Source organism: Halomonas sp. KHS3 (assembly GCF_000830495.1).
Lineage (GTDB): Bacteria > Pseudomonadota > Gammaproteobacteria > Pseudomonadales > Halomonadaceae > Vreelandella > Vreelandella titanicae.
The window spans coordinates 197,287-217,111 of record NZ_JWHY01000003.1 but is presented as its reverse complement, the minus strand read 5'-3'; the positions used below and the strand labels follow the sequence as shown (position 1 = coordinate 217,111).

At 52.5% G+C, this 19,825-nt stretch carries 19 protein-coding genes; 12 read left to right on the top strand and 7 right to left on the bottom strand.

All coding sequences use genetic code 11. The features are described 5' to 3' along the window. The first annotated feature begins 177 nt into the window (after positions 1-177). Genes hemA through RO22_RS09845 form a run of 5 tightly spaced genes read left to right on the top strand, consistent with a single transcriptional unit; the run spans position 178 to position 4,718 of the window. Positions 178-1,491: a glutamyl-tRNA reductase gene (gene hemA / locus RO22_RS09865; RefSeq protein ID WP_009287573.1), complete on the top strand. Its 1,314-nt coding sequence runs from the start codon at positions 178-180 to the stop codon at positions 1,489-1,491. Next, the gene (prfA, locus tag RO22_RS09860; protein WP_009287574.1) at positions 1,488-2,576 is read left to right on the top strand and encodes a peptide chain release factor 1; all 1,089 of its coding nucleotides are present in this window, start codon (positions 1,488-1,490) and stop codon (positions 2,574-2,576) included. The genes hemA and prfA overlap by 4 nt, the downstream gene beginning before the upstream one ends. Then, on the top strand, positions 2,576-3,424 hold the full coding sequence (prmC, locus tag RO22_RS09855; RefSeq protein WP_027960056.1) for a peptide chain release factor N(5)-glutamine methyltransferase: 849 nt from the start codon (positions 2,576-2,578) through the stop codon (positions 3,422-3,424). Before prfA ends, prmC begins: the two co-directional genes overlap by 1 nt. 33 nt (positions 3,425-3,457) lie before the next feature. Beyond that, the gene (locus tag RO22_RS09850; protein ID WP_041158245.1) at positions 3,458-3,958 is read left to right on the top strand and encodes a winged helix-turn-helix transcriptional regulator; all 501 of its coding nucleotides are present in this window, start codon (positions 3,458-3,460) and stop codon (positions 3,956-3,958) included. Positions 3,959-3,962: 4 nt separating this feature from the next. Then, complete coding sequence (locus tag RO22_RS09845; protein ID WP_027960057.1) at positions 3,963-4,718, top strand: HesA/MoeB/ThiF family protein; 756 nt, start codon at positions 3,963-3,965, stop codon at positions 4,716-4,718. A gap of 15 nt (positions 4,719-4,733) precedes the next feature. On the opposite strand, the gene RO22_RS09840 is transcribed toward RO22_RS09845, so the two are convergent. Continuing rightward, entirely contained in the window at positions 4,734-5,300 is a 567-nt protein-coding gene (locus tag RO22_RS09840; protein ID WP_035538778.1) for a polymer-forming cytoskeletal protein, read from the bottom strand. A 195-nt stretch (positions 5,301-5,495) separates the two neighbouring features. On the opposite strand from RO22_RS09840, the gene RO22_RS09835 reads away from it, so the two are divergent. Continuing rightward, positions 5,496-6,062, top strand: a complete 567-nt coding sequence (locus RO22_RS09835) for a polymer-forming cytoskeletal protein (protein ID WP_152419273.1) — start codon at positions 5,496-5,498, stop codon at positions 6,060-6,062. A gap of 129 nt (positions 6,063-6,191) precedes the next feature. Continuing rightward, positions 6,192-7,871, top strand: a complete 1,680-nt coding sequence (locus RO22_RS09830; protein ID WP_027960060.1) for a methyl-accepting chemotaxis protein — start codon at positions 6,192-6,194, stop codon at positions 7,869-7,871. An 89-nt stretch (positions 7,872-7,960) separates the two neighbouring features. On the opposite strand, the gene RO22_RS09825 is transcribed toward RO22_RS09830, so the two are convergent. Beyond that, positions 7,961-8,728, bottom strand: coding sequence for a class I SAM-dependent methyltransferase (locus RO22_RS09825; protein ID WP_022522572.1), 768 nt, complete (start codon positions 8,726-8,728; stop codon positions 7,961-7,963). A 245-nt stretch (positions 8,729-8,973) separates the two neighbouring features. Here RO22_RS09825 and RO22_RS09820 point away from each other — a divergent pair, with 245 nt between their 5' ends. The 4 genes from RO22_RS09820 to RO22_RS09805 all read left to right on the top strand — a co-directional run bounded on the left by RO22_RS09820 (position 8,974) and on the right by RO22_RS09805 (position 12,142). Further along, positions 8,974-9,453, top strand: coding sequence for a metallophosphoesterase family protein (locus RO22_RS09820; RefSeq protein ID WP_027960061.1), 480 nt, complete (start codon positions 8,974-8,976; stop codon positions 9,451-9,453). Between the two features lie 98 nt (positions 9,454-9,551). Then, positions 9,552-10,283, top strand: coding sequence for an oxygen-insensitive NADPH nitroreductase (gene nfsA / locus RO22_RS09815; RefSeq protein ID WP_027960062.1), 732 nt, complete (start codon positions 9,552-9,554; stop codon positions 10,281-10,283). 98 nt (positions 10,284-10,381) lie between these two features. Beyond that, the gene (locus RO22_RS09810; RefSeq protein ID WP_022522575.1) at positions 10,382-11,347 is read left to right on the top strand and encodes a putative zinc-binding metallopeptidase; all 966 of its coding nucleotides are present in this window, start codon (positions 10,382-10,384) and stop codon (positions 11,345-11,347) included. 135 nt (positions 11,348-11,482) lie between these two features. After that, entirely contained in the window at positions 11,483-12,142 is a 660-nt protein-coding gene (locus RO22_RS09805) for a hypothetical protein (RefSeq protein WP_022522576.1), read from the top strand. A gap of 9 nt (positions 12,143-12,151) precedes the next feature. On the opposite strand, the gene RO22_RS09800 is transcribed toward RO22_RS09805, so the two are convergent. From RO22_RS09800 to RO22_RS09785, 4 genes are read right to left on the bottom strand one after another with little or no spacing between them, the layout of a single operon-like run. Next, positions 12,152-12,979: a PEP-CTERM/exosortase system-associated acyltransferase gene (locus RO22_RS09800; RefSeq protein ID WP_041158244.1), complete on the bottom strand. Its 828-nt coding sequence runs from the start codon at positions 12,977-12,979 to the stop codon at positions 12,152-12,154. A gap of 45 nt (positions 12,980-13,024) precedes the next feature. Then, positions 13,025-15,865, bottom strand: coding sequence for an EAL domain-containing protein (locus RO22_RS09795; protein ID WP_041158243.1), 2,841 nt, complete (start codon positions 15,863-15,865; stop codon positions 13,025-13,027). A gap of 34 nt (positions 15,866-15,899) precedes the next feature. After that, positions 15,900-17,126, bottom strand: a complete 1,227-nt coding sequence (locus RO22_RS09790) for a hypothetical protein (protein WP_022522579.1) — start codon at positions 17,124-17,126, stop codon at positions 15,900-15,902. Continuing rightward, complete coding sequence (locus RO22_RS09785; protein WP_022522580.1) at positions 17,095-17,538, bottom strand: hypothetical protein; 444 nt, start codon at positions 17,536-17,538, stop codon at positions 17,095-17,097. The genes RO22_RS09790 and RO22_RS09785 overlap by 32 nt, the downstream gene beginning before the upstream one ends. A 381-nt stretch (positions 17,539-17,919) precedes the next feature. Between RO22_RS09785 and RO22_RS09780 the strand changes: the two genes are divergently transcribed. Further along, on the top strand, positions 17,920-18,813 hold the full coding sequence (locus RO22_RS09780) for a dihydrodipicolinate synthase family protein (protein ID WP_041158242.1): 894 nt from the start codon (positions 17,920-17,922) through the stop codon (positions 18,811-18,813). Between the two features lie 57 nt (positions 18,814-18,870). On the opposite strand, the gene RO22_RS09775 is transcribed toward RO22_RS09780, so the two are convergent. Next, a complete protein-coding gene (locus RO22_RS09775; RefSeq protein ID WP_041158241.1) occupies positions 18,871-19,806 on the bottom strand; it encodes a glycerophosphodiester phosphodiesterase family protein in 936 nt (311 codons plus the stop codon). Positions 19,807-19,825 lie beyond the last annotated feature (19 nt).

Genomic DNA, 19,825 nt, shown 5'->3' with positions numbered 1-19,825 from the left:
TGGTCAGCAAACTTTATGCCTACTTATTAAAGACTATTGTAGGCAGCTTACAGATGTTTGTAGGTAGCGCCGAACCACGCTAAAGACTTGTTTTAGCAAGCCCTAATTGACGGTGCAGCCGCTTATCATCACGACGGCTGCCAAAAAGTCCGACACACTAGCGAAGACGCATAACGCATGACGCTTCTTGCCCTGGGAATAAATCATCGTACCGCCAGCGTGGCCGTGCGTGAGCAGGTGGCTTTTACGCCAACGCAGCTTGAAACCGCATTGGCTGAATTGCGTAACCTGCCACAAATCAGTGAAGCGGCGGTGCTCTCTACCTGCAACCGCACGGAGCTTTACTGTGTCACGGATGCGGCTGGCGAGCAGGCAGTACTCAATTGGCTCGGACGCTTTCATAACTTACGCGTCGATGAGCTGATGCGCTGTGCCTACCACTATCTAGACAACGATGCAGCGCGCCATTTAATGCGCGTAGCGGTTGGCCTGGATTCCATGGTGCTGGGCGAGCCGCAGATTCTGGGGCAGTTGAAGGATGCCTATCAGCAGGCGCGCCAATCCAAGGGCTTGGGTGGCGAGCTTGAACGCCTGTTCCAGCATACCTTCGCGGTGGCCAAACAGGTGCGCACCGAAACCGGCATCGGTAAAAACCCCGTTTCAGTGGCTTACGCTGCCGTCAGCATGGCCAGCCGCATTTTCGATGACTTTAGCCGTTCTCGGGCGTTGCTAATAGGCGCCGGTGAAACTATTGAATTAGTTGCGCGCCATCTAAATGAGGCGGGGGTCCGAGAGCTTACGGTTGCTAACCGCACCCGAGAGCGCGCTGAGTTGGTCGCCGGCCCTCTGGGAGGAACGGCGATCACCCTGCAAGAGATTCCTGACGCTCTCGAGAACGCCGATATTGTGATCTCTTCCACCGCGTCCCCGCTGCCTATACTTGGTAAAGGCATGGTTGAGCGCGCGCTCAAAAAACGTCGCCATCGGCCGGTATTTATGGTCGATATCGCGGTGCCTCGGGATATTGAGCCTGAAGTGGGCGAATTAGCGGATGTGTTTCTTTACACCGTGGATGACTTGGAAGAGGTCATCCAGGAAAATCGCCGTCACCGCCAGGTTGCCGCTGACCAAGCCGAGTCGCTGATCGAACACGGGGTGGGTAGTTGGCAGCATGAGCGGCGTATTCGTAATGGTGGTGAACTGATCCGCGACTACCGCCAGCATGGTGAAGCGCTGCGCGATCTTTCCCGCGACCAAGCGTTGGAGCGGCTGGCACGAGGTGAAGATCCGGCTAAAGTCATTGAGCGCTTGGCGCATCAATTGACTAACCGTTTGCTCCACCAGCCCACCCAGGCCATACGCGATGCTGCGTCTGAAGAGCACCACGATTTGCTCAACGCCGCTCCGCGCCTGCTGTTGCCCACTAAGCCTGCTTTTGAGACTACACCAGCGCCCCCGGTTAACCGCCAGAAGGATGATACGCCCGCATGAAAGAGACTCTGCGCCAACGCTTAGACAGCTTTACCGAACGCTTTGAAGAGCTGGCGATGCTGCTGTCGGATCCCGACGTGATCAATAACCAGCAACGCTTTCGCGATTATTCGCGTGAGTATGCTGAGTTAGAGGAGCTGGTGGCGGCCTGGCAGCGCTATCGTGATATTGAAACCAATATGCACGAAGCCGAGCAGCTTAGCCGCGATAGCGACGCGGACATGCGCGAGTTGGCGGAGATGGAGCTAAGCGAAGGGCGGGAGCGGTTAGCCGAGCTGGATATCGAGCTGAAGCGCCTGCTGGTGCCTAAAGACCCTGATGATGGCCGTGGGGTGTTTCTGGAAGTGCGTGCTGGTACCGGCGGCGACGAAGCGGCAATTTTTGCCGGTGACCTGTTTCGCATGTACTCCCGCTACGCTGAAAAACGTGGTTGGCGGGTCGAGGTGGTGAGCGCCAGTCATGGCGAGCAGGGCGGCTACAAAGAGATCATTTCCCGCGTCAAAGGCGATGGTGTTTACGCCCAGCTGAAATTTGAATCCGGCGCCCACCGCGTACAGCGCGTCCCTGCGACCGAGTCCCAGGGCCGCATTCACACCTCTGCTTGCACCGTCGCAGTGATGCCTGAAGTCGATGACGTGGGCGATATCGATATCAATCCTTCGGATCTGCGCGTGGATACCTACCGCTCCAGCGGCGCCGGTGGTCAGCACGTTAACACCACGGACTCTGCGATCCGCATTACTCACCTGCCTACCGGCGTGGTGGTGGAGTGTCAGGAAGAGCGCAGTCAGCATAAAAACCGTGCCAAAGCGATGTCGCTACTGGCCGCGAAGTTGAAGCGTAACGCCGTCGATAGCCAGCGTCAGACGCAAGCAGATGCACGCCGTTCTCTAGTGGGGTCGGGGGATCGCAGTGAGCGTATCCGCACCTATAATTTCCCTCAGGGGCGGATTACCGACCATCGCATTAATTTGACGCTTTATAAACTCAATGAAGTGGTCAGCGGCGAGCAGTTGGATGACGTGATTAGCCCGCTGATTCACGAGTATCAAGCGGAACAGCTCTCAGCCCTTCAGGATGTCTAATGACCCTTGATGCGCTGTTGAAACAGGCTGCCCAACGTTTGCAGGCGGCGGGTTCCAGCTCGCCGCGTATCGACGCTGAAGTGCTGTTATGCCACGTGCTCGGGCGTGATCGCACTTGGCTCTACACCTGGGGCGATAAAATATGCTCCTTATGGGAGCAGGCCCGTTTCGATGCGCTCATCGCTGCACGTTCCCAGGGCACTCCGGTTGCCTACCTTACCGGGGAACGCGAATTTTGGGGGCTGCGCTTAGCCACCTCACCTGATACGTTGATACCCAGGCCTGATACTGAAACCCTGGTTGAGCTTGCCCTAAAGCGGGCGACGCTCCCCTCAGGCCGGCTGCTCGATCTTGGCACGGGAACGGGTGCCATTGCCCTGGCATTTGCCAGCGAACAACCTCACTGGCAGGTAGTGGGGGTGGATCTGCGCTTTGAGGCGGTCGCGTTGGCAACCCGTAACGCGCGCTCGTTAGGCATATCCAATGCTAGGTTTTTACAGAGTGATTGGTTTGCTGCTTTGGAAACGTGTGCGGATGCAGATAAGCAGTTCGATATTATCGTCAGTAATCCCCCGTATATTGCCGCCGATGATCCTCATCTAGCCGAAGGCGATGTGCGTTTTGAGCCACGCTCAGCGCTGGTTGCTAACGCCTGCGGCATGGCGGATTTGCTGCATTTGGTAAACTCCGCGCAGCGCTATCTAGCGGCTTCTGGTTGGTTGCTGCTAGAGCACGGCTATAAACAGGCCGAAATGGTGCGTGAGGCGCTTGAGCGCGCTGGCTATAAAAACGTTGAAAGTGCTCGTGACCTGGGGGGGCATGAACGGGTTACCCTGGGGCACCTTTAATAACTGCCTGATTCATCAGTATTGGATCCTGCCATGAAACCAAAAAATAGAACGCTGGACCGTATCGACCTTAAAATCCTGCGCTGCTTGCAGGAAAATGCGCGTATTTCTTACGTCGATTTAGCTTCGGAAGTGGGTTTATCCACAACCCCTTGCCTTGAACGCGTTAAGCGTTTGGAGAAAGCGGGTATTATTCGTGGTTACCAAGCCATTCTTGATCCGCGGGCTTTGAAGGCCAATTTATTAGTTTTTGTCGAGATCAGCTTAGAAACGCAGTCGCCAGCGGTCTTTGATGAGTTTCGCTGTGCTGTGGAGAAGTTACCGCAGATTCAGGAGTGCCACCTTGTCTCGGGGCAGTTCGACTACATCTTGAAGTGCCGCATTCCCGAAATGGCCGCTTACCGCCAGCTATTGGGCGATGTGGTGTTAACGCTACCGGGCGTGAAAGAGTCGAAAAGCTACGTGGTGATGGAAGAGGTCAAAGAGAGCTTCAATTTACACATTCCTGCCTTTGAGGAATTTGAGGATAAGTAAGCCGATGATGGATGACCAGGCGCTGCTGCGCTATAGCCGTCAGATCATGCTGCCCGAGGTGGATTTCGAGGGCCAAGAGCGCCTGCAATCTGCCCATGTAGTGATTATTGGGGCCGGCGGTTTGGGCTCTCCGGCAGCGCTCTATTTAGCTGCTGCTGGGGTCGGGCGCATCACCATTGCCGATGCCGATCATGTCGAGCTTTCCAATCTTCAACGGCAAATTGCCCATCAGCAGTCCAGTATTGGTTTAAATAAAGCGCACTCTGCCCAGGCCAGCATGTGCGCACTCAATCCCCACTGCCAAGTGGTTGCGTTAGACCAACATGTTGAAGGCGAATCGCTTGAGCGGTTAGTCGCTTCGGCGGATGTGGTGCTCGACTGTACCGACCGTTTCTCAAGCCGCTATGCGGTGAATGCGGCGTCCCAAAAAGCAGGTGTGCCGCTGGTATCGGGTGCGGCAATTCGCTTTTCAGGTCAGTTGGCAGTCTTTGACCCACGCAATGCCGAGTGTCCCTGCTACGCCTGCCTCTATCCGCCCGACGAAAGTGGCGATGAAGCGCTAAGCTGCTCAGAAAGTGGCGTCATGGCGCCACTGGTGGGCTTGATCGGCTGCTTTCAGGCGGTTGAAGCCTTTAAGCTGCTTAGTGGCGCAGGTTCTGCCCACCAAGGCCTCTCTACCTTTGATGGTTTAAGCGGCCAATGGCGGCACTTCCTAGTGCCTCGCGATCCCGCTTGCCCAGTGTGCGCTCAGCGCCTCTGATGTGCTGAAAGCGGCTTAATCGTTAGCTTTTGCTTCTGTGGTGTCATGCTCTGCGGCGTTCGCACTCGTGGTTGAATGCTTTTCAACGGTTGCTTTTGGCGAGGTTTTAGTCATGCTGCCGATAGCGTCGCTAAAGGCACTTTTCAGCACATCGTTGTCGGGGTTCATATCGATACTGCCGTGGAAAACGCTGCCATCTTCAAGTACCAGGCAGGGGGCAACAATAGTGCCTGAAACCTGGGCTCCCTTATGAATGGTTGCGCGGTGGTGTGCCACCAGGTTTCCGGTTACCTCGCCTGATATATGCAGTGTGTGAGCAAATACATCGCCGTTGATATAGCCATTGGCACCTAGCGTCACGGTGTGTTGTTTACATGTGATAATGCCGCTTACGCGTCCCTCTACCGTCAAATCCTCATCGCTATTAATGTCTCCCTCCACTTGCGTATGACCCCCAATAACGGAGAGGCTTGGTCGTGCACTGCTGGTTGGCGTGCCTAGTGTTGCTGATGAGCGTGTATCAGGTGGCGTTAGCGCCGCAGCCTTATTCTCAGGTGGGGCATTCTTGGCTTTGTTAAACATAGGGTGGCTCCTAGTGAATGACGCCAGAGCGCCTTTGGGGTGCGTGGTATTGAGCATTGAATACCTTAATCGGCTTGTTACTGTCTCAAAGCCTGGAGTTAAGCCAAGTGAGTGGGCTTATTCACGCCGCCGCAATATAAAAGAGCGAGTATAACGTTAGCTGGGGCAACCACATCTAAAGCGGCAGGAAGCGGTATGGGCATTCAAGTATGGTTTATTGTGCTGGGCGTTGGCGTAATGACGCTGATCGTATGGGATGGCAAGCGCCGTAAGCTAAAACAGCGCGCTTTAAGCGCCGCAGGGAGACCACACAAAGCGCCTGCAGTGGATTCCGCTTCCATCTCAGAACACCCCTTTGAAGCAATGTCGCCACCTGAAGAAGCCTCCGCTGTGACGTCTCCCGCCATCCAGTGCATGCCAGGTGGCAGCCGAATTGGGTCAGCCACTCATATTTTAGGCAAAGTGATCGCCGATGAGCCTGTGCTCATTAAGGGCCGTTTGGAGGGGACTCTTATTGCGCCTAATCATCCTGTCTCTGTGACTGCCTCTGGCCACGTCGCATCGTATCTTGAAGGCAACAGTGTCGATATTGACGGAAAAATGGTCGGTACGCTTAAAGCCAACACTAAAGCCACACTGCTGTCTCGGGCGCGTATTCAGGGGATAGTCGAGGCGCCTAGCCTAGAGTGCATGGCGGGAGCTTGGCTCCAGGTGGATGTGGCTAAGAAGGTCAACCTACACAAAATTGCCATGGTGTCTTAACCGCTAGCTGCTACATCTGTCACGCTATTTATTATACCAACGTCTAGATTCGCTCTGCAGTGCTTCAGTTGGTTTTAACCTGGCCGATACCTAATTAAATGACTTATAAACGAAAAAGGGATCAACGGGATGAAGCACCTCTCTATTAAATGGAGCCTGACTGCTGCGTTAGCCCTGCTGGTGCTTATGATTGGGTTGATCAGTGGTCTTGGTTTTTTTGCTAATCACAATAGCTCTCAGGCGCTTGAAGAACTGACGGCTACCAACGTGCGGCTGACGAATTTAGCCAACCGCACGCAAGTCAATGCACTCAGAGCACAAACGTTTTTAGACCGCTCGGCAAGTTTTAGCACTCAGGGTAATCCAGAAAAGGGGCAGGAGAGCCTTGCCATGGCTGCAGAGGCGGTAGCTGAGGCAGAGGCACGTTTTAATGAGTTTCGTGCTGTGCCAATCAATCCTGAAGGCACACTTGCACCCCACCGTGATGCGATTATCAGCGCTTACAATGCCTTTGTGACAGAGGGCATTTCGCCACTGCTCGAGGCTGCCCCTTTCCAAATCCAGCGCAGGCAGGAGGAACTGGGAGTATTAAGCGCCGAGCTGGATCTGGCCATGAGCGGTTTTATTGCTTATACCGAAGAGCGTGGCGCTAGCGTCCTTCAGCAGGTCAATCGCTTGGCGACGACTATTGGCGTCATTGCGATTACCCTTTTAGTGATTTCACTGGTGGCCGTGGTGGTCATTCGGTGGGCAATGATGCGTAGCGTTGTAAGGCCCCTTCGGCGTGCCAGTGAGCACTTTGCACGGATTGCCGATGGCGATCTGACAGGTCAAATTGAAGATCGGGGCCGTAATGAAATTGGTCAGTTGTTCGGTGGCCTAGCGGCTATGCAGGAGAAGTTAAAACAGCTGGTGATAGCGTTGAGAGGCAGTAGCGAGCAGGTTTTCAGCGGGGCGGGTGATATCTCTGCAGGAAGCCAGGATCTCTCTTCACGAACCGAGCAGCAGGCCTCCGCGCTTCAGCAAACCGCTTCCAGCATGGAGGAGATGTCGACGACGGTAAGTAAAAATGCTGAAACGGCCGAAGAAGCGGATCAGCTCTCGGTGGCGGCGTCACAGTCGGCGGAGACAGGTGGTGAAGAGGTGGAGCGCACGGTGCAACTCATGCGTGAGATTGCGGCCAGTGCGAGCCAGGTAAACGATATTATCGGCGTGATTGACTCTATTGCCTTCCAAACCAATATCTTAGCGCTCAATGCATCGGTTGAAGCCGCGCGTGCAGGCGAACAAGGTCGTGGCTTTGCCGTGGTGGCCAGTGAAGTTCGCTCACTAGCGACGCGAAGTGCTGACTCGGCCAAAGAGATTCGTAGCCTGATCGAGCAGACCACCACGAAAATTAACGGCGGCGCTGAACAAGCGGAGCGCAGTGGACAGACGATTTACCAAACAGTGGATGCGATTCGTCAAGTCACCACTCTGATGGGCGAAATTTCGACCGCGACGCGGGAGCAGAATAGTGGCATTGAGCAGATTAACGCTGCTCTTACTGAAATGGATTCGGTCACCCAGCAAAACGCTGCGCTGGTGCAACAAACCAGCTCGGCGGCTAGCGCTCTAGAGGGGCAGGCCCGCGAGCTGGCCGACTTGATGGCTACCTTCCGCATTGATGAGAGTGCTGCAAGCGCTGTTGCGCTGACGCATAAGGGCGCTACTCGGCAGCAACAAGTTGACGGCCACATTGAGCCAGCGCCACGCCAGCAGGCGACGCAAAGTAAAAAAGAGGCCGTCGATGAATGGGATGAGTTCTAGGTCTGAATTAACTACAAGCTGCCGGTGACAAGCGCACTTATCATCGGCAGCTTTTTTACATCTCAGCACACCTCAGAGGCAGCTATCGCTTACGCGCGAGCAGAAACACGCAGACGCACATAATCTGCCGTCCAGTTTCCTTGCTCATCGCGTAGGCTGTGGCCCAGCAGCGTCATGGTATTCTCAAGCACGGCATCGCGCACATCCTCGTCGAGCCCATGTAAGAACGGGCTGGCAAACGTCTCAAGCCATCCAATCATGCCGGTGGGCAGCGGAGTCGGGCGTGGGATCAGCTCAATGCTTTCTACTTTGAAACCGACGGTTTCCAGCAGATGGCCATATTCATGGGTGGTCGGGAAATACCACGGATGACGGCCGCGGGCGCTAATGCCCCGAAACTGGAGAGCGGCAATCAGCGCGGTGCAAATAGCGGCGACATTGCCATGACCACCGAACTCAGCCACAAACCGGCCTCCCGGCTTCAATGCACGCTTAACGCCTGCGAGTACCGACTGAGGGTCAAGCATCCAGTGCAGCGCCGCATTGCTAAATACCGCATCAAACTCATGGTCGAAGGGCAGTTGGTGGCCATCAACAACGCGAGCGGTAATGCCCCGTTGGCGGGCGGCATTTACCATCTCTTCTGAAGCGTCAACACCGAGAACGTCAGCGCCCAGTTGCACAAGGCGCTCTGTCAAAGAGCCGTCGCCGCAGCCAAGATCCAAAATACGTTCGCCGGGTTGAGGCGCTAACAGCTTGACCACTTCGCTGCCTAGCTTAGGTACAAAATTAGCATTCTGGGCGTAGTCGCTGGCATTCCACTCTTGCCCGGGTGCATTTTGAGGGGTATGGGTCATATCGGCTTCCTGGCGTCGTTATTATTCCGTCAAAATTCAGTTATCAACGTATAGCCATATCAGTATAGCTTGCTGGTGCCTAACTTATTAGATAGCCAATGAAAATCATAATAAATGACTCGCCAGCACTATCTATTTGATAACTTAGATATCGGCCTTGATAAGCAACTTTTAATAGTGGTCTAGTAAAAAAAGCTAGAATGACACCATTTAGCCGCTGGAAGAGGTTGTTAATGAGCCCATCTATGCCTTGCTATAGAGTTAATTCTCCCGTTGGAGTGATTGCCGATACCCACGGTTTGCTGCGTGATGAGGCACTTTGTCTGCTGCAGGGGTGCGAGCTCATTCTTCACTTGGGGGATGTAGGTAGCAAAGAGGCAGATAAAACGATTTTGCAGCGTTTGGAGACACTGGCGCCGGTGCATTGCGTTAAGGGCAATATCGATACGGCGGCGTGGGCGACGAGTTTACCGACACATCAGGACATCATTGTGAACGAGAAGCACCTGCGCCTTGTGCACCGCTTAGAGGATTACGACCCGAGGTTGGCTTGCGATGCACTTCTGCATGGCCACTCCCATAAGCCCCGCAATGAATACCAGGAGGGAATGCTGCTTTTCAACCCAGGTGCGGCGGGAAAGCGGCGATTCAAACTGCCGATTACCCTAGGCAAATTATGGATAGATCAATATGGCGTACGGGGCGCGATCATGCATTTGCTATAGCCATGTTAACGCCATCCGCAATCCTGTCATGTTGTACAAATCTGTTACCCTGTTAGTTAGCTGTTTTAAATAAGCGTTATCAAGATAAGCGAGGTTCCATGAACGACGTTATTAAGCTGCTGAAATCCCACCGTTCGATCCGTAAATTTAGCGACCGGCCGATCCCGAAAGAATTGCTGCTGGAGCTTATCCAAGCCGGGCAGGGGGCAGCGACCTCCAGCCACGTTCAGGCGTATACGGTTATCCATGTAAAAGACCAGGCGAACCGTGAGCAGATAGCAGAGCTGGCCGGTGGGCAAGGTTATATTGCCACCTGTGCAGACTTTCTAGTTTTCTGTGCCGATATGAAGCGTCCCACGGAGGCTTCAGAGCGCACCGGTGCAAACGTTGTGCGGGGCATGACCGAGCAACTGTTGGTAGCAACAGTGGATACGGCGTTGATGGCGCAAAATGTGGCAGTGGCGGCTGAGTCCGAAGGGTTGGGGATCTGTTATATTGGTGGTATCCGCAATAATCCCCAGGAGGTTAGCGACCTGCTACGCCTCCCCAAGCACGTGTACCCAGTGTTTGGTATGTGCCTCGGCTATCCGGATCAAGAGCCTGAAGTGAAGCCGCGCTTACCCGTGGAGGCGGTTCTGAAAGAAGACTACTACACTGAAGACGGCGAACAGGTAGAGTCCTTCGATACGACCATGCAGGCTTACTACCGGGCTCGCAGTAGCAGTAATAAAGACACCGACTGGTCTCGCAATCTCAAGCCTTTGTTCGATAACAAGCTGCGCCCTCATATGCGCGATTTTTTAATCAAGCGCGGTTTTGAAATGAAATAAAGTGCGCTGCACACTATTTTTAATAGGATTTTTGGAAAAGAGAACGCTCAGTCAATCGGTTGAGGTTCTATTTTCCTCGCTTTCAGGAGCTTTACCGTATGCGCGTATTTTCAAATCCCGTCGGTTCCGGCTCTCTATGGTTCGATAATCTCGCAACCGCAGATGGTACCCCCGTTGCCTACGACCCTCAGGCCCGGGCCTTTGTGCCAATGCCTCCTTTCTGTATTAACCGCGACATTATCGGTTGCAACTGGATTGCACCTGAAGAGGGAGCTTTTTGTCGTGCTTGTGCCATGACAGCGCTGGCTCCAGATCCTAGCCTTCCTAATGCGATTCCTAATTGGGCCAAGACTGAAGCAGCCAAACGCTGGGTGCTTGATAACCTCGGGCGTTGGCACTGGTTCCGCCCGGAAGATCCAGGCGCGCCGCCGGTTTTCCATTTGCTCGCCGAAGGCCGTACGCCTGTGCCGATGGGGCACATTGAAGGGGTGGTGACCATTAGTGTAGCCGAAGTAGACCCCGTACTAGTCACGACCCGTCGTGAAGCGCTTGAAGAACCCTACCGAACGATGATTGGCCATATGCGCCACGAAATATCGCATATGCTGTGGTGGCGGTTAAGCCTGCGGGAAGACTTTCTTGATGCTTTTCGTGAGATGTTTGGAGACGAACGTCAGGATTACACGGCAGCACTTCAGCGCCACTATACCGATGGCCCGCCGCCCGATTGGAAAGAGCGCTATTTAACCACTTATGCCTCTGCGCACCCTCATGAAGATTGGGCCGAGACTGCTGCTCACCTGCTGCATTTAACCGATATTGCCGATAGCTTTGCGGCATCAGATCTCTCTTCACCAGAGCTGCCTAGCCATCAATGGGAGCCGTATGCAGAGCCTGATGCAGAGCGCTTGATCTACGTGGCAGCTTCACTCACCGTGGGCGTTAATCATGTTAATCGCTCAATGGGCTTGCCGGATCTTTATCCCTTTGTCCTCTCAGAGACTGCCCGACATAAGCTCGCTTTCGTGCATGATTGGCTACGCCGAGGGGCGCAGGGGTTATGACCTGTATTGGCTACGTCGGCAATAGTGAAGAATTTTCGTCATAACCTATACTGCAGTTTAAGGATTTTTCCGTATACCAATAACAATAAAACCGATGGCGATTAGGTTATCGGCTAACCCGCATGGAGACTGCATATGACTCTTGATCGTGCTTACTACCTGCTAGCTGCTTTCTACAGTTTAATAGTGATTATTGGGGTAATTGCTATATTGGCTGGAGGAGGAACGCTGCTTGCCCCCATTCATTTGTTGTTAGGGGCATTGTCGGTGATTGGGCTTTGGGGGTATATCCTCAAGCGCGGGTTTATGAACCCGCGTATGTGGAGGCCTCTGGCCGGTGTGCTGGCGGTGGGTATCGTGATTCAAATGTTCATCATGCTGACAACGGCGCTTTCGAGCGTTTTATTAACCTGGATGCTGACCAGCAGTATTTTTTCGGTCATGCTGGTGATTATGCTCTACCGTTATGGTGACCGAGATCAACCTCTCTGGGCATCTGATGAAGAGCGCACTGCCGCTCGACAGCTAGACGTTTTATTAAGCGATAGCTCTCCATTAACGGCCATTAAGCGTGATGGAAGCCGCGAAAATAGCGTAAAAGTGACTAAATCTAATGGCGGCTATAGAGCAAGCGTGACTCGGCGTTCGCAAGAGGGCCAAGAGCGCTTCGAGGAGCGTTTCCAATATCCTGAAACGCTCGTGTTTTTCTTAGAGAAATTCACCAGCGTAACGGTTGATGATTTTAGATGTTCTGCTTCGTTGGATGATCGAGAAAGCGCCGCGGCCACGGTATAGATAAAATATTCAAGTTATTAGTGAGGTACTAACATCTTGAGCTAGCATTTCTTCTAGCTGGAGGGCCAGCGTTTGCTGTATGTGCAAGTAGAGGGGGAGCAATGATTTCTTTAATCCACTCTCTGCTTGTTGCTTATTGATGTAGTAAGCACTTCTTCTTCCATGGAAGTTGATTGTTTCGCCGACTTTGGTGAAGTGAAAGCCTGTCAGAGCAAGAAGTCGGGGCAAGCTAGGTTCCATCATTGCAAAAACTTGAATTTTACCTAGCTGCCTCCCTAAAGCATAGCCGGTGACAAATAGGCCTGTGGCTAGTAGTGGGAAGAGCTGCCTCTCTTCAGTAGAAAAAAAAGTAACATTGTGATTGGTAGTCGAGCTTTCTAAAGAAGTAGAGCTATCTTTAAGTTTTATTCTGAAAAGGCGATTCACAGCCAGTCGTGAAATTTCATAGTAACTGCCTTGGGCAAGTTTGTCGGGATGCAGCTCTGCGTGTGTAAGGCTTTGGCTGCCATAAGATTGTAATGGGAGCTGGTTAAGTGGATGAGGTCTGGAGGCCTGAGGCATAACCACCCGCACGCAGCCTGCCACTAGTCCTGTTCTGCGGTGTTCTATCAAACAATGAATAGAGTTTTGGTCATGGATATCAAATTCGAGTTTTTTTATGGGGTCGCTGGCTTCTTCGTACTCAAGTTCTTCGCAGTAAACATCATGTCTTAAACGATAAGCCAGTTGTTTCTCATGCTCAGTTATGCAGAGTTTGAATTTGAACTCTTGTATGAATCTTGTAATAAATACCGCTGACGCATCCTTGTTCTTCACTTGCAGTGGTAAAGCGCTCATGTACTATCCCTATTTAAATCCAGAGTTAAGTATAAACGGTATCCATTATTGAGCACTAATTCCACTAAATGCTTCGATGATTTTTATAGGCCTGCCTAAATGAAACCCCTGACCATAAGTTATCCCATAGGCCTTTAGTATTGGCAATAGCGCTTCTTGATCAACGAATTCAGCAATGGTTTGCTTGCCAAAACCTTTAGCGATGTCGGCAATAGCACGAACAATGACGCGGCTGTCAGGGCTAATCAGCAGGCTGCGAATAAAGGAACCATCTATTTTAATATAGTCGACGGGTAACTGCCCAAGGTAGTGAAAACTACTGAAGCCTACTCCAAAGTCGTCCAGTGCGGTACGGCAACCCAGGTCACGTACTGCTTGTAGTACGCCACGGGCGGTAGAAAAATCGGTTACCGCGGCAGTTTCCGTTACTTCCAATATAAGGTGGTGAGGATCAGCGCCGCTAGCCGTCAGCTCGTCTGCCAAGTATTGCTTCAACCCTCCGTCGTGAAGAGACTGACCCGAAAGGTTAACTGCCAGAGTGATACCTCGATCCTGCAATTGGCTAAGTGCTTTTAAACTGTGTCGCAATACCCAACGGTCGATTAAAATAATCTGCCCGCTTTGTTCGGCAATAGGAATAAAGTGCGCGGGAGAAATTAGGCTCCCGTCTGCGTCGCGCATTCTTAGCAACACCTCGTGGTGTTTTACGTCCTGATCTTCCAAACGCATGATGGGCTGCACCATCAACTCGAAGCTATCCTCCTCTAGCGCATTGTGTATGCGTTCAACCCAGTAGACTCGTGCTTGCAGTTCGTCTTTGGCATTCTCCGACTTGGAAAGTAAATGCCAGTGCTGAAGGCCACTCTCCTTCGCTTTGTACATTGCCACATCAGCGCTAGCCATTAGGTCAGCAGGCGTATTGCCATGGGTTGGAAACAGGGCAATACCAATACTGGCCGTTACTCGATGCCGCCGCTCACCCACAACGAAGCCGATACCGTCTAATAGTTGGACAATATATTGCGCGACACTGATGGCTTGATCGGCGTTGGTATCTTCTAATAGGAGAGAGAATTCGTCGCCACCTAGGCGTGCAATAACGCCGCGGGGGCCAAGGTTGCGGAAGAGGGTGTCAGCCACTTCACGAAGCAATTTATCGCCTACATGGTGGCCACTTAGCTCGTTAACCTCCTTGAACTGATTCAAATCCAGTAGCAATACTGCCCCTTTTGTCTTCGATGGGCGTTCAAGGGCGGTTTGCAGTGCATGTTGGAAGAAGCGCCGGTTGTAAAGTTCCGTTAGCGGGTCACGTTCGGCCAGCCACGTTAGCCGAGCTTCGGCAGCCTTACGTTCGGTAATATCCAGACCAACCGATATACGTGACACCTTGCCGTCATTACCCGTTTGTAACGGTGCATGGTACCAAGCGATAGTATGAGTCCTGTGATCGGGCGTACGGAGTGTTTTCTCCTCTTGCTGGGAATGGGAGAACGTATTCACCTTGGTAGAGGCACCTGCCTCGAATACATCAACAAAATGACGCCCGAGTAGCGAAGCTTCATTAAGTCCTAGCATCAACTGGGTATACTCATTGACCAAGCTAATTCGTCCAGTGTCATCCTGGGCAATGATAAATACCTGGGCCGTATCCAGCAGGCCATTAACGAAATCTCGCTCTTTGGCTAGCTCCCCAATGCGCACGGCTAGTTGGTCACCGCGCTCTTGTACTTCACTCTCTAACAATTCAAGTTGGCGTGAAAGCTCAAGGGTAATGCTCTCAAGTACATCGATCTCGTCGGGAATGCGGCGGCGGTGGTTGGGAATGGCGGCGTGTATATCGCTAAATTTTCCGTCAGCTAGGGCAGGAAGCAATCCAGCGACTCTACGCAGTCGAGCCATTGGGCCCAGCAGTATGACCAATAGCAGTAGTTCAGCGGCAATCCAGCCGAGTACGCCTACGAACAAGAGTGTGCGAGTATCCTGGTTAATTGCCTTAATTTGCTCGGTAATGTCTGATATCAGCAGCAAGTATCCGATATTGCTACGTTCATTATCCTCTTCCATGCGTACTGCGCTGAGTTCTAAATGTCTGCCATCATGTTCAAGATTTAATGGTGTTTCCATTAAACGGCGAACAGGAGCTGTATCTGACGCTCGCTGCAAAGGTGCTAGGGTTTGCTCTTCGCTTGTGAGGGCTAGCAGTTGACCATTCCATGATTTTAGCTCTCGAGTTGCCGTCATCCCGCTATCTTCAGTGGGCCCGGTGACAAGTAGTGCGACTTCACTGCCAGATACCTCCTTGGCCTGCCGAGTGACATCGGCTAGCGAGCGGGTCAGTACGACCATACCAACGCTTTCTCCCGCCACTAGCACCGGCACGGCAGCGAACTGTTGGCAGCTAGCTGAACAACGCAATGTAGTGAGTGGCTGCTCGGTGTGCATCACCCGCCTGATCCAACTCAGAATGGGAAGCTGCGTTTGTGTATTGCCGGTGCCCCAATTACCCAAGACTTGCCCCTGGGTATTAATAATTAATATTTCATCGATACCCGCCTCAAGCTGTAGAGCGGGCCACTGGGAGTCTAGTGCTTGCTCAACTGCGGCGGTATTACCTGCTTGCAAGGGCGAGCCTAAGCTTGCCGAGGCCGCGGTTAACCCTGCCAACTGACGTAAATTTTCCGATGAGCGAACTAGCGCTAAACGAATTTCTCGCTGTTGGCGTTCATAGTGCTGGCTTCGGCTTTCTTGAAACTGACGGGTAAGATTGTCGTGGCCTAGCCAGGTAAAGAGCGTTACCAGCGCCAGCAGCAGCAGGCTACTTAACGCGATGACCCGCCATGTCAGGCTAAGGCGTTGGGGCGTTCGGAAAAGGGTAAATGGTTTCATCGCGGTAGCGTCCTAGCCAGGATCGAGGTAAACGTCAGAAGCGCAGCGATAATTGAAACAACCACATGCTCCATCTTCTGCTGGTCGCTGATGAATCTGGATTATCCTGAATAGGCAGCCAACCCGTGCCATCGACATGGTGGTATTCACCTGCCAGCATGACTTGAGGGTGCGGCGTCCACTGCAGGCCAACGGTTAGGTCATCTGCGAATTGGGTATGGGCTGGAACGCTTCCCCCTGTACTCGCCTCGAAAGATTTACCGTTGCGGTCTGCGCGGTTGCTGGTAAGGCTGTCATAACGCATTAACCACTGCCAGTCATTTGCAAAACGCCGAGCGTATTGGATATACCAACTTTCCCCTGTCGTGTCGAAGTTTACAGAAGACTGATTGAAGTTTTTTAACCCTGAACGGCGCAGTGCGTATTCAGTCGTTACACTCCAGAGTTCTTGATTGTATTGGAGTGAAAATACCCAGGGTGTAAAATAAAAATCTCCGTCGCTGACACCTGATTGATGTGACTCTATTTGGGATCTCACGTTGGCATTGCTAATCGCTGCAACGACACGACCTCCATCATGTTCATAACGAACTTGGGCAATCGTAGACTGCTGAGGATCGAAGGTGCCTGATATACGCTGAAGTTGAAGCGTATCGCTTAAATCGTCACCAGCCTGAGGCTTTCCTAAGCCAAACTGTCCTCGTAGTACTCCGTTGCTTAATCTCTGTTCCAAATAGAACGTTAGGCCGTCACCTGTGAGAGCCATTGAGCGTGTTCGGTCAAAATAGATAGACTGAGGCAGTAAGATGCTGGGACGGGTAAATGCCACATCGCGGGTTTGATTATAAAATCCAAAAGGATTTTTAATCCGACCAAGCTGAACACCAAACGTACGCCCTTGGTCAGAAATCATTTGGTAATCAATGAGACCGTAATCCAGTTTAGGTTCTGCGTCGCTGCTATTGCCTCCAGCTCGACGACTTAGCACCTGAGCAGCAACGAGTACATCCTGATGGGGGCGTAAGGAGACGTTGAGGCCAATTTCGGTAAATTCTATGCTGCCTTCATCCTGGCTGCTCTGACCAAAAAAGTTGTTATTGTCAGTCACGACCAGCGCCTGACTAAGAAAGCCATGTACCTGTAAAGTATCCAGAGCGTGTTCGTCGCTTTGGGCGGGAGCAGATAAACCCATTACAACGGTGCCTAGCAAAGCGGCAAGGGCTCTGCATTCATTCCATCGAAATGACTTGGACTCTATCATCCAGATACTCCCTTTCAAGATACCCAATGGCACCCGGCGTTGAGGCGACGCGCTCGCGCATCTCTTCCTGGTCATTTACTCGGTCGGGGGCTTGACCGGTACCTGAAAAAACCATGCGATCCCAGGCTAATTGAAGTTGGTGCGGGTAAACCGCCAACTGCTCTTTGGTAAAGCGAGCATGTACTGGGTTGTTGTTACTTAAAACGAAAACCCTAACCGCTTGACCATCCGGCCAGGTGCGTTGGCGCATGGCGAAAATCGCGCGGGTAGTATCACGGTTCAGCCAGTGGGTAGTGACGTCAGGGTGAGCCACTAAAAAAAGCGGCGCTTCTCGAGCGATGGCATTCGTTGTTGCGAAAGCGAGCCCCACCAACACAATAAAAGTAGTCGCTGCCAGTAAGGCCAATCGCATTAGAGAGCCGCTTATAATGGGTAATGGCATTGGTAGTGGCTTACTGGTTGATTGATGAACGCCAGGTTCACCCGCGGTGCCGTTCTGCTCTGCGCTGAAAATGTGTATGTATTGATGACGTGTTCTCCCTCGCAGCACTAACGAGACTGTTTTTATATTCAGTCATGATGGTATGACTGAAAGATACACATCTAAAGCAACTGTGCCGTATCGATACGGCGTATACGCAAACACTACATCAATTCAAGAAAAATAACAGAAAGTTATGTCAACGAATAACGAGGATAAGCTGTGGCTATTCCATTACCGTATGCTTGTACATAATAGCTAATCGTCTGTGCGACACTGCGAATGCCATCCATCTTAAAAGGATCATCCACCATGTTCACCGGCCTAAGTGCATTCCCGCTAACCCCCATGAACGAGCAGGGCATTAATGAGTATGAGTTTGTCCGTTTAGTTGCTTATTTAGCTGAGGCAGCGGTGGATTCCATTGGCGTGCTGGGCTCGACCGGTAGCTACGCCTATTTAAACCGTGATGAGCGCGCCCGTGTTATTCAGCTTAGCGTTGAAAATGCAGTTGGCGCGCCTGTCATTGCAGGCATTGGGGCGCTACGTACTCGTGATGTGCTGGCTAATGCAGAACGCGCTCAGCAGGCAGGTGCCAGCGGCGTGCTGCTAGCGCCGGTCTCCTACCAAAAGCTCACCGACGACGAGGTCTTCGATCTATACGCCACGGTTTGCCAATCGCTGAGTGTGCCGCTCTGCGTGTACGATAACCCTGGCACAACCCATTTTGAATTTAGCGATGAGCTGCATGGGCGAATCGACCAACTGCCCCAGGTTCGCTCTATCAAAATTCCGCCGGTGAACAATGATATTGACTCTGCAAAGGAGCGAGTGACTGGGTTGCGCAAGCTGATCCCCGCTGATGTCACTATCGGCATCAGCGGCGACGCGGCAGCAGCCACCGGTCTAAATGCAGGATGTGATGCCTGGTACTCCGTTATCGGCGGGTTATACCCTAGAGCAGCGCTGGCGATAACCCGAGCTGCTCAGGCGGGGGATGTTCAACAGGCCAAGGCGCTTTCAGACGGCCTTGAGCCGCTGTGGGCACTCTACCGTGAATACGGCGGTAGCCTGCGAGTGGCGGCTACCATTGCAGAAATCACCGGGAAGGTGAGTCAGCCCTGCTTGCCCCAGCCGCTTAAAACGCTGCAAGCGGGCGATCGTAAAAGAGTAGAGCAGGTACTGGGGCAGCTTGGGCTTGAGTAAAACCTTATTATAAAAACGCCCGGCCAAGGCCGGGCGTAATATGCCATTAAACGATGGTTACTCAACGAGCTTAAGCAAGCGATCTGGATAATTGGTGAACAGGCCGTTTGCGCCCATTTCCATCAAACGCTCCATCTCATCGGTTTCATTGACGGTGTAAACGTGCACCGGCAGGCCATTTTCATTTGCTTGACGAATAAAGTCGGCATCGATGACTTCTTGGCCTTCGTAGATATAGTTAGTTCCGATTCCTGACGCGTATTCCGCTACCACCTGGAAGTCTTCATCATTAATCTCTGCTGGGCCCGGTGTCACACCAGTCCACTCCACTAAACGCGATTCGTCCTCTTCACTGGGGTAGTACCAAACGAGCTGGATTAGCGGAATGTCATCGTTTAGTTCCTGCACTTTTAACAGGCTCTCCTGCTCGAAAGACTGCACTAATACTCGGCCACTCTCGACCATGTCGTACTCTTCCAGCGTTTTTACCAGGGCTTCTTCCAAGCCTGGGTTTAGCTGCGGTGACTTGGTCTCAATGTAGTAGCGAGCATCGTGACCGAAACGCTCGAAAAGCTCATCCAGCGTGAGGATCTGTGCCCCTGCAAAGTCCGCGTCTGCTTTATCAGCATTGGCTTCATTGAACCAAGAGCCGGTATCCAGCGCTTTCAGCTCTTCCATGGTGTAGTCGTTAATCTTGCCTTCACCATCGCTGGTGCGGTCAATGGCGTCATCATGAAATACCACGACTTCACCATCGGCGGTGATTTGGGCGTCCAGCTCTAAGTAGTCGACATTCCACTCATGGGCCAATTCATAGGCCGCCATGGTGCTTTCCGGCGCGTGGCCGCTGGCCCCGCGGTGGGCGATCACTTGGAATGACTCAAGCTCTTTGAGCTGCTCCTCCAACGGTGTGGACTCCGCCAGCGCGGTGGTTGTGGCAGCACCAGCAAAAAGCCCCAGTGACATTGCGGCGAATAGCGAATGACGTTGCATTAAAGCACCTTAATTGAAT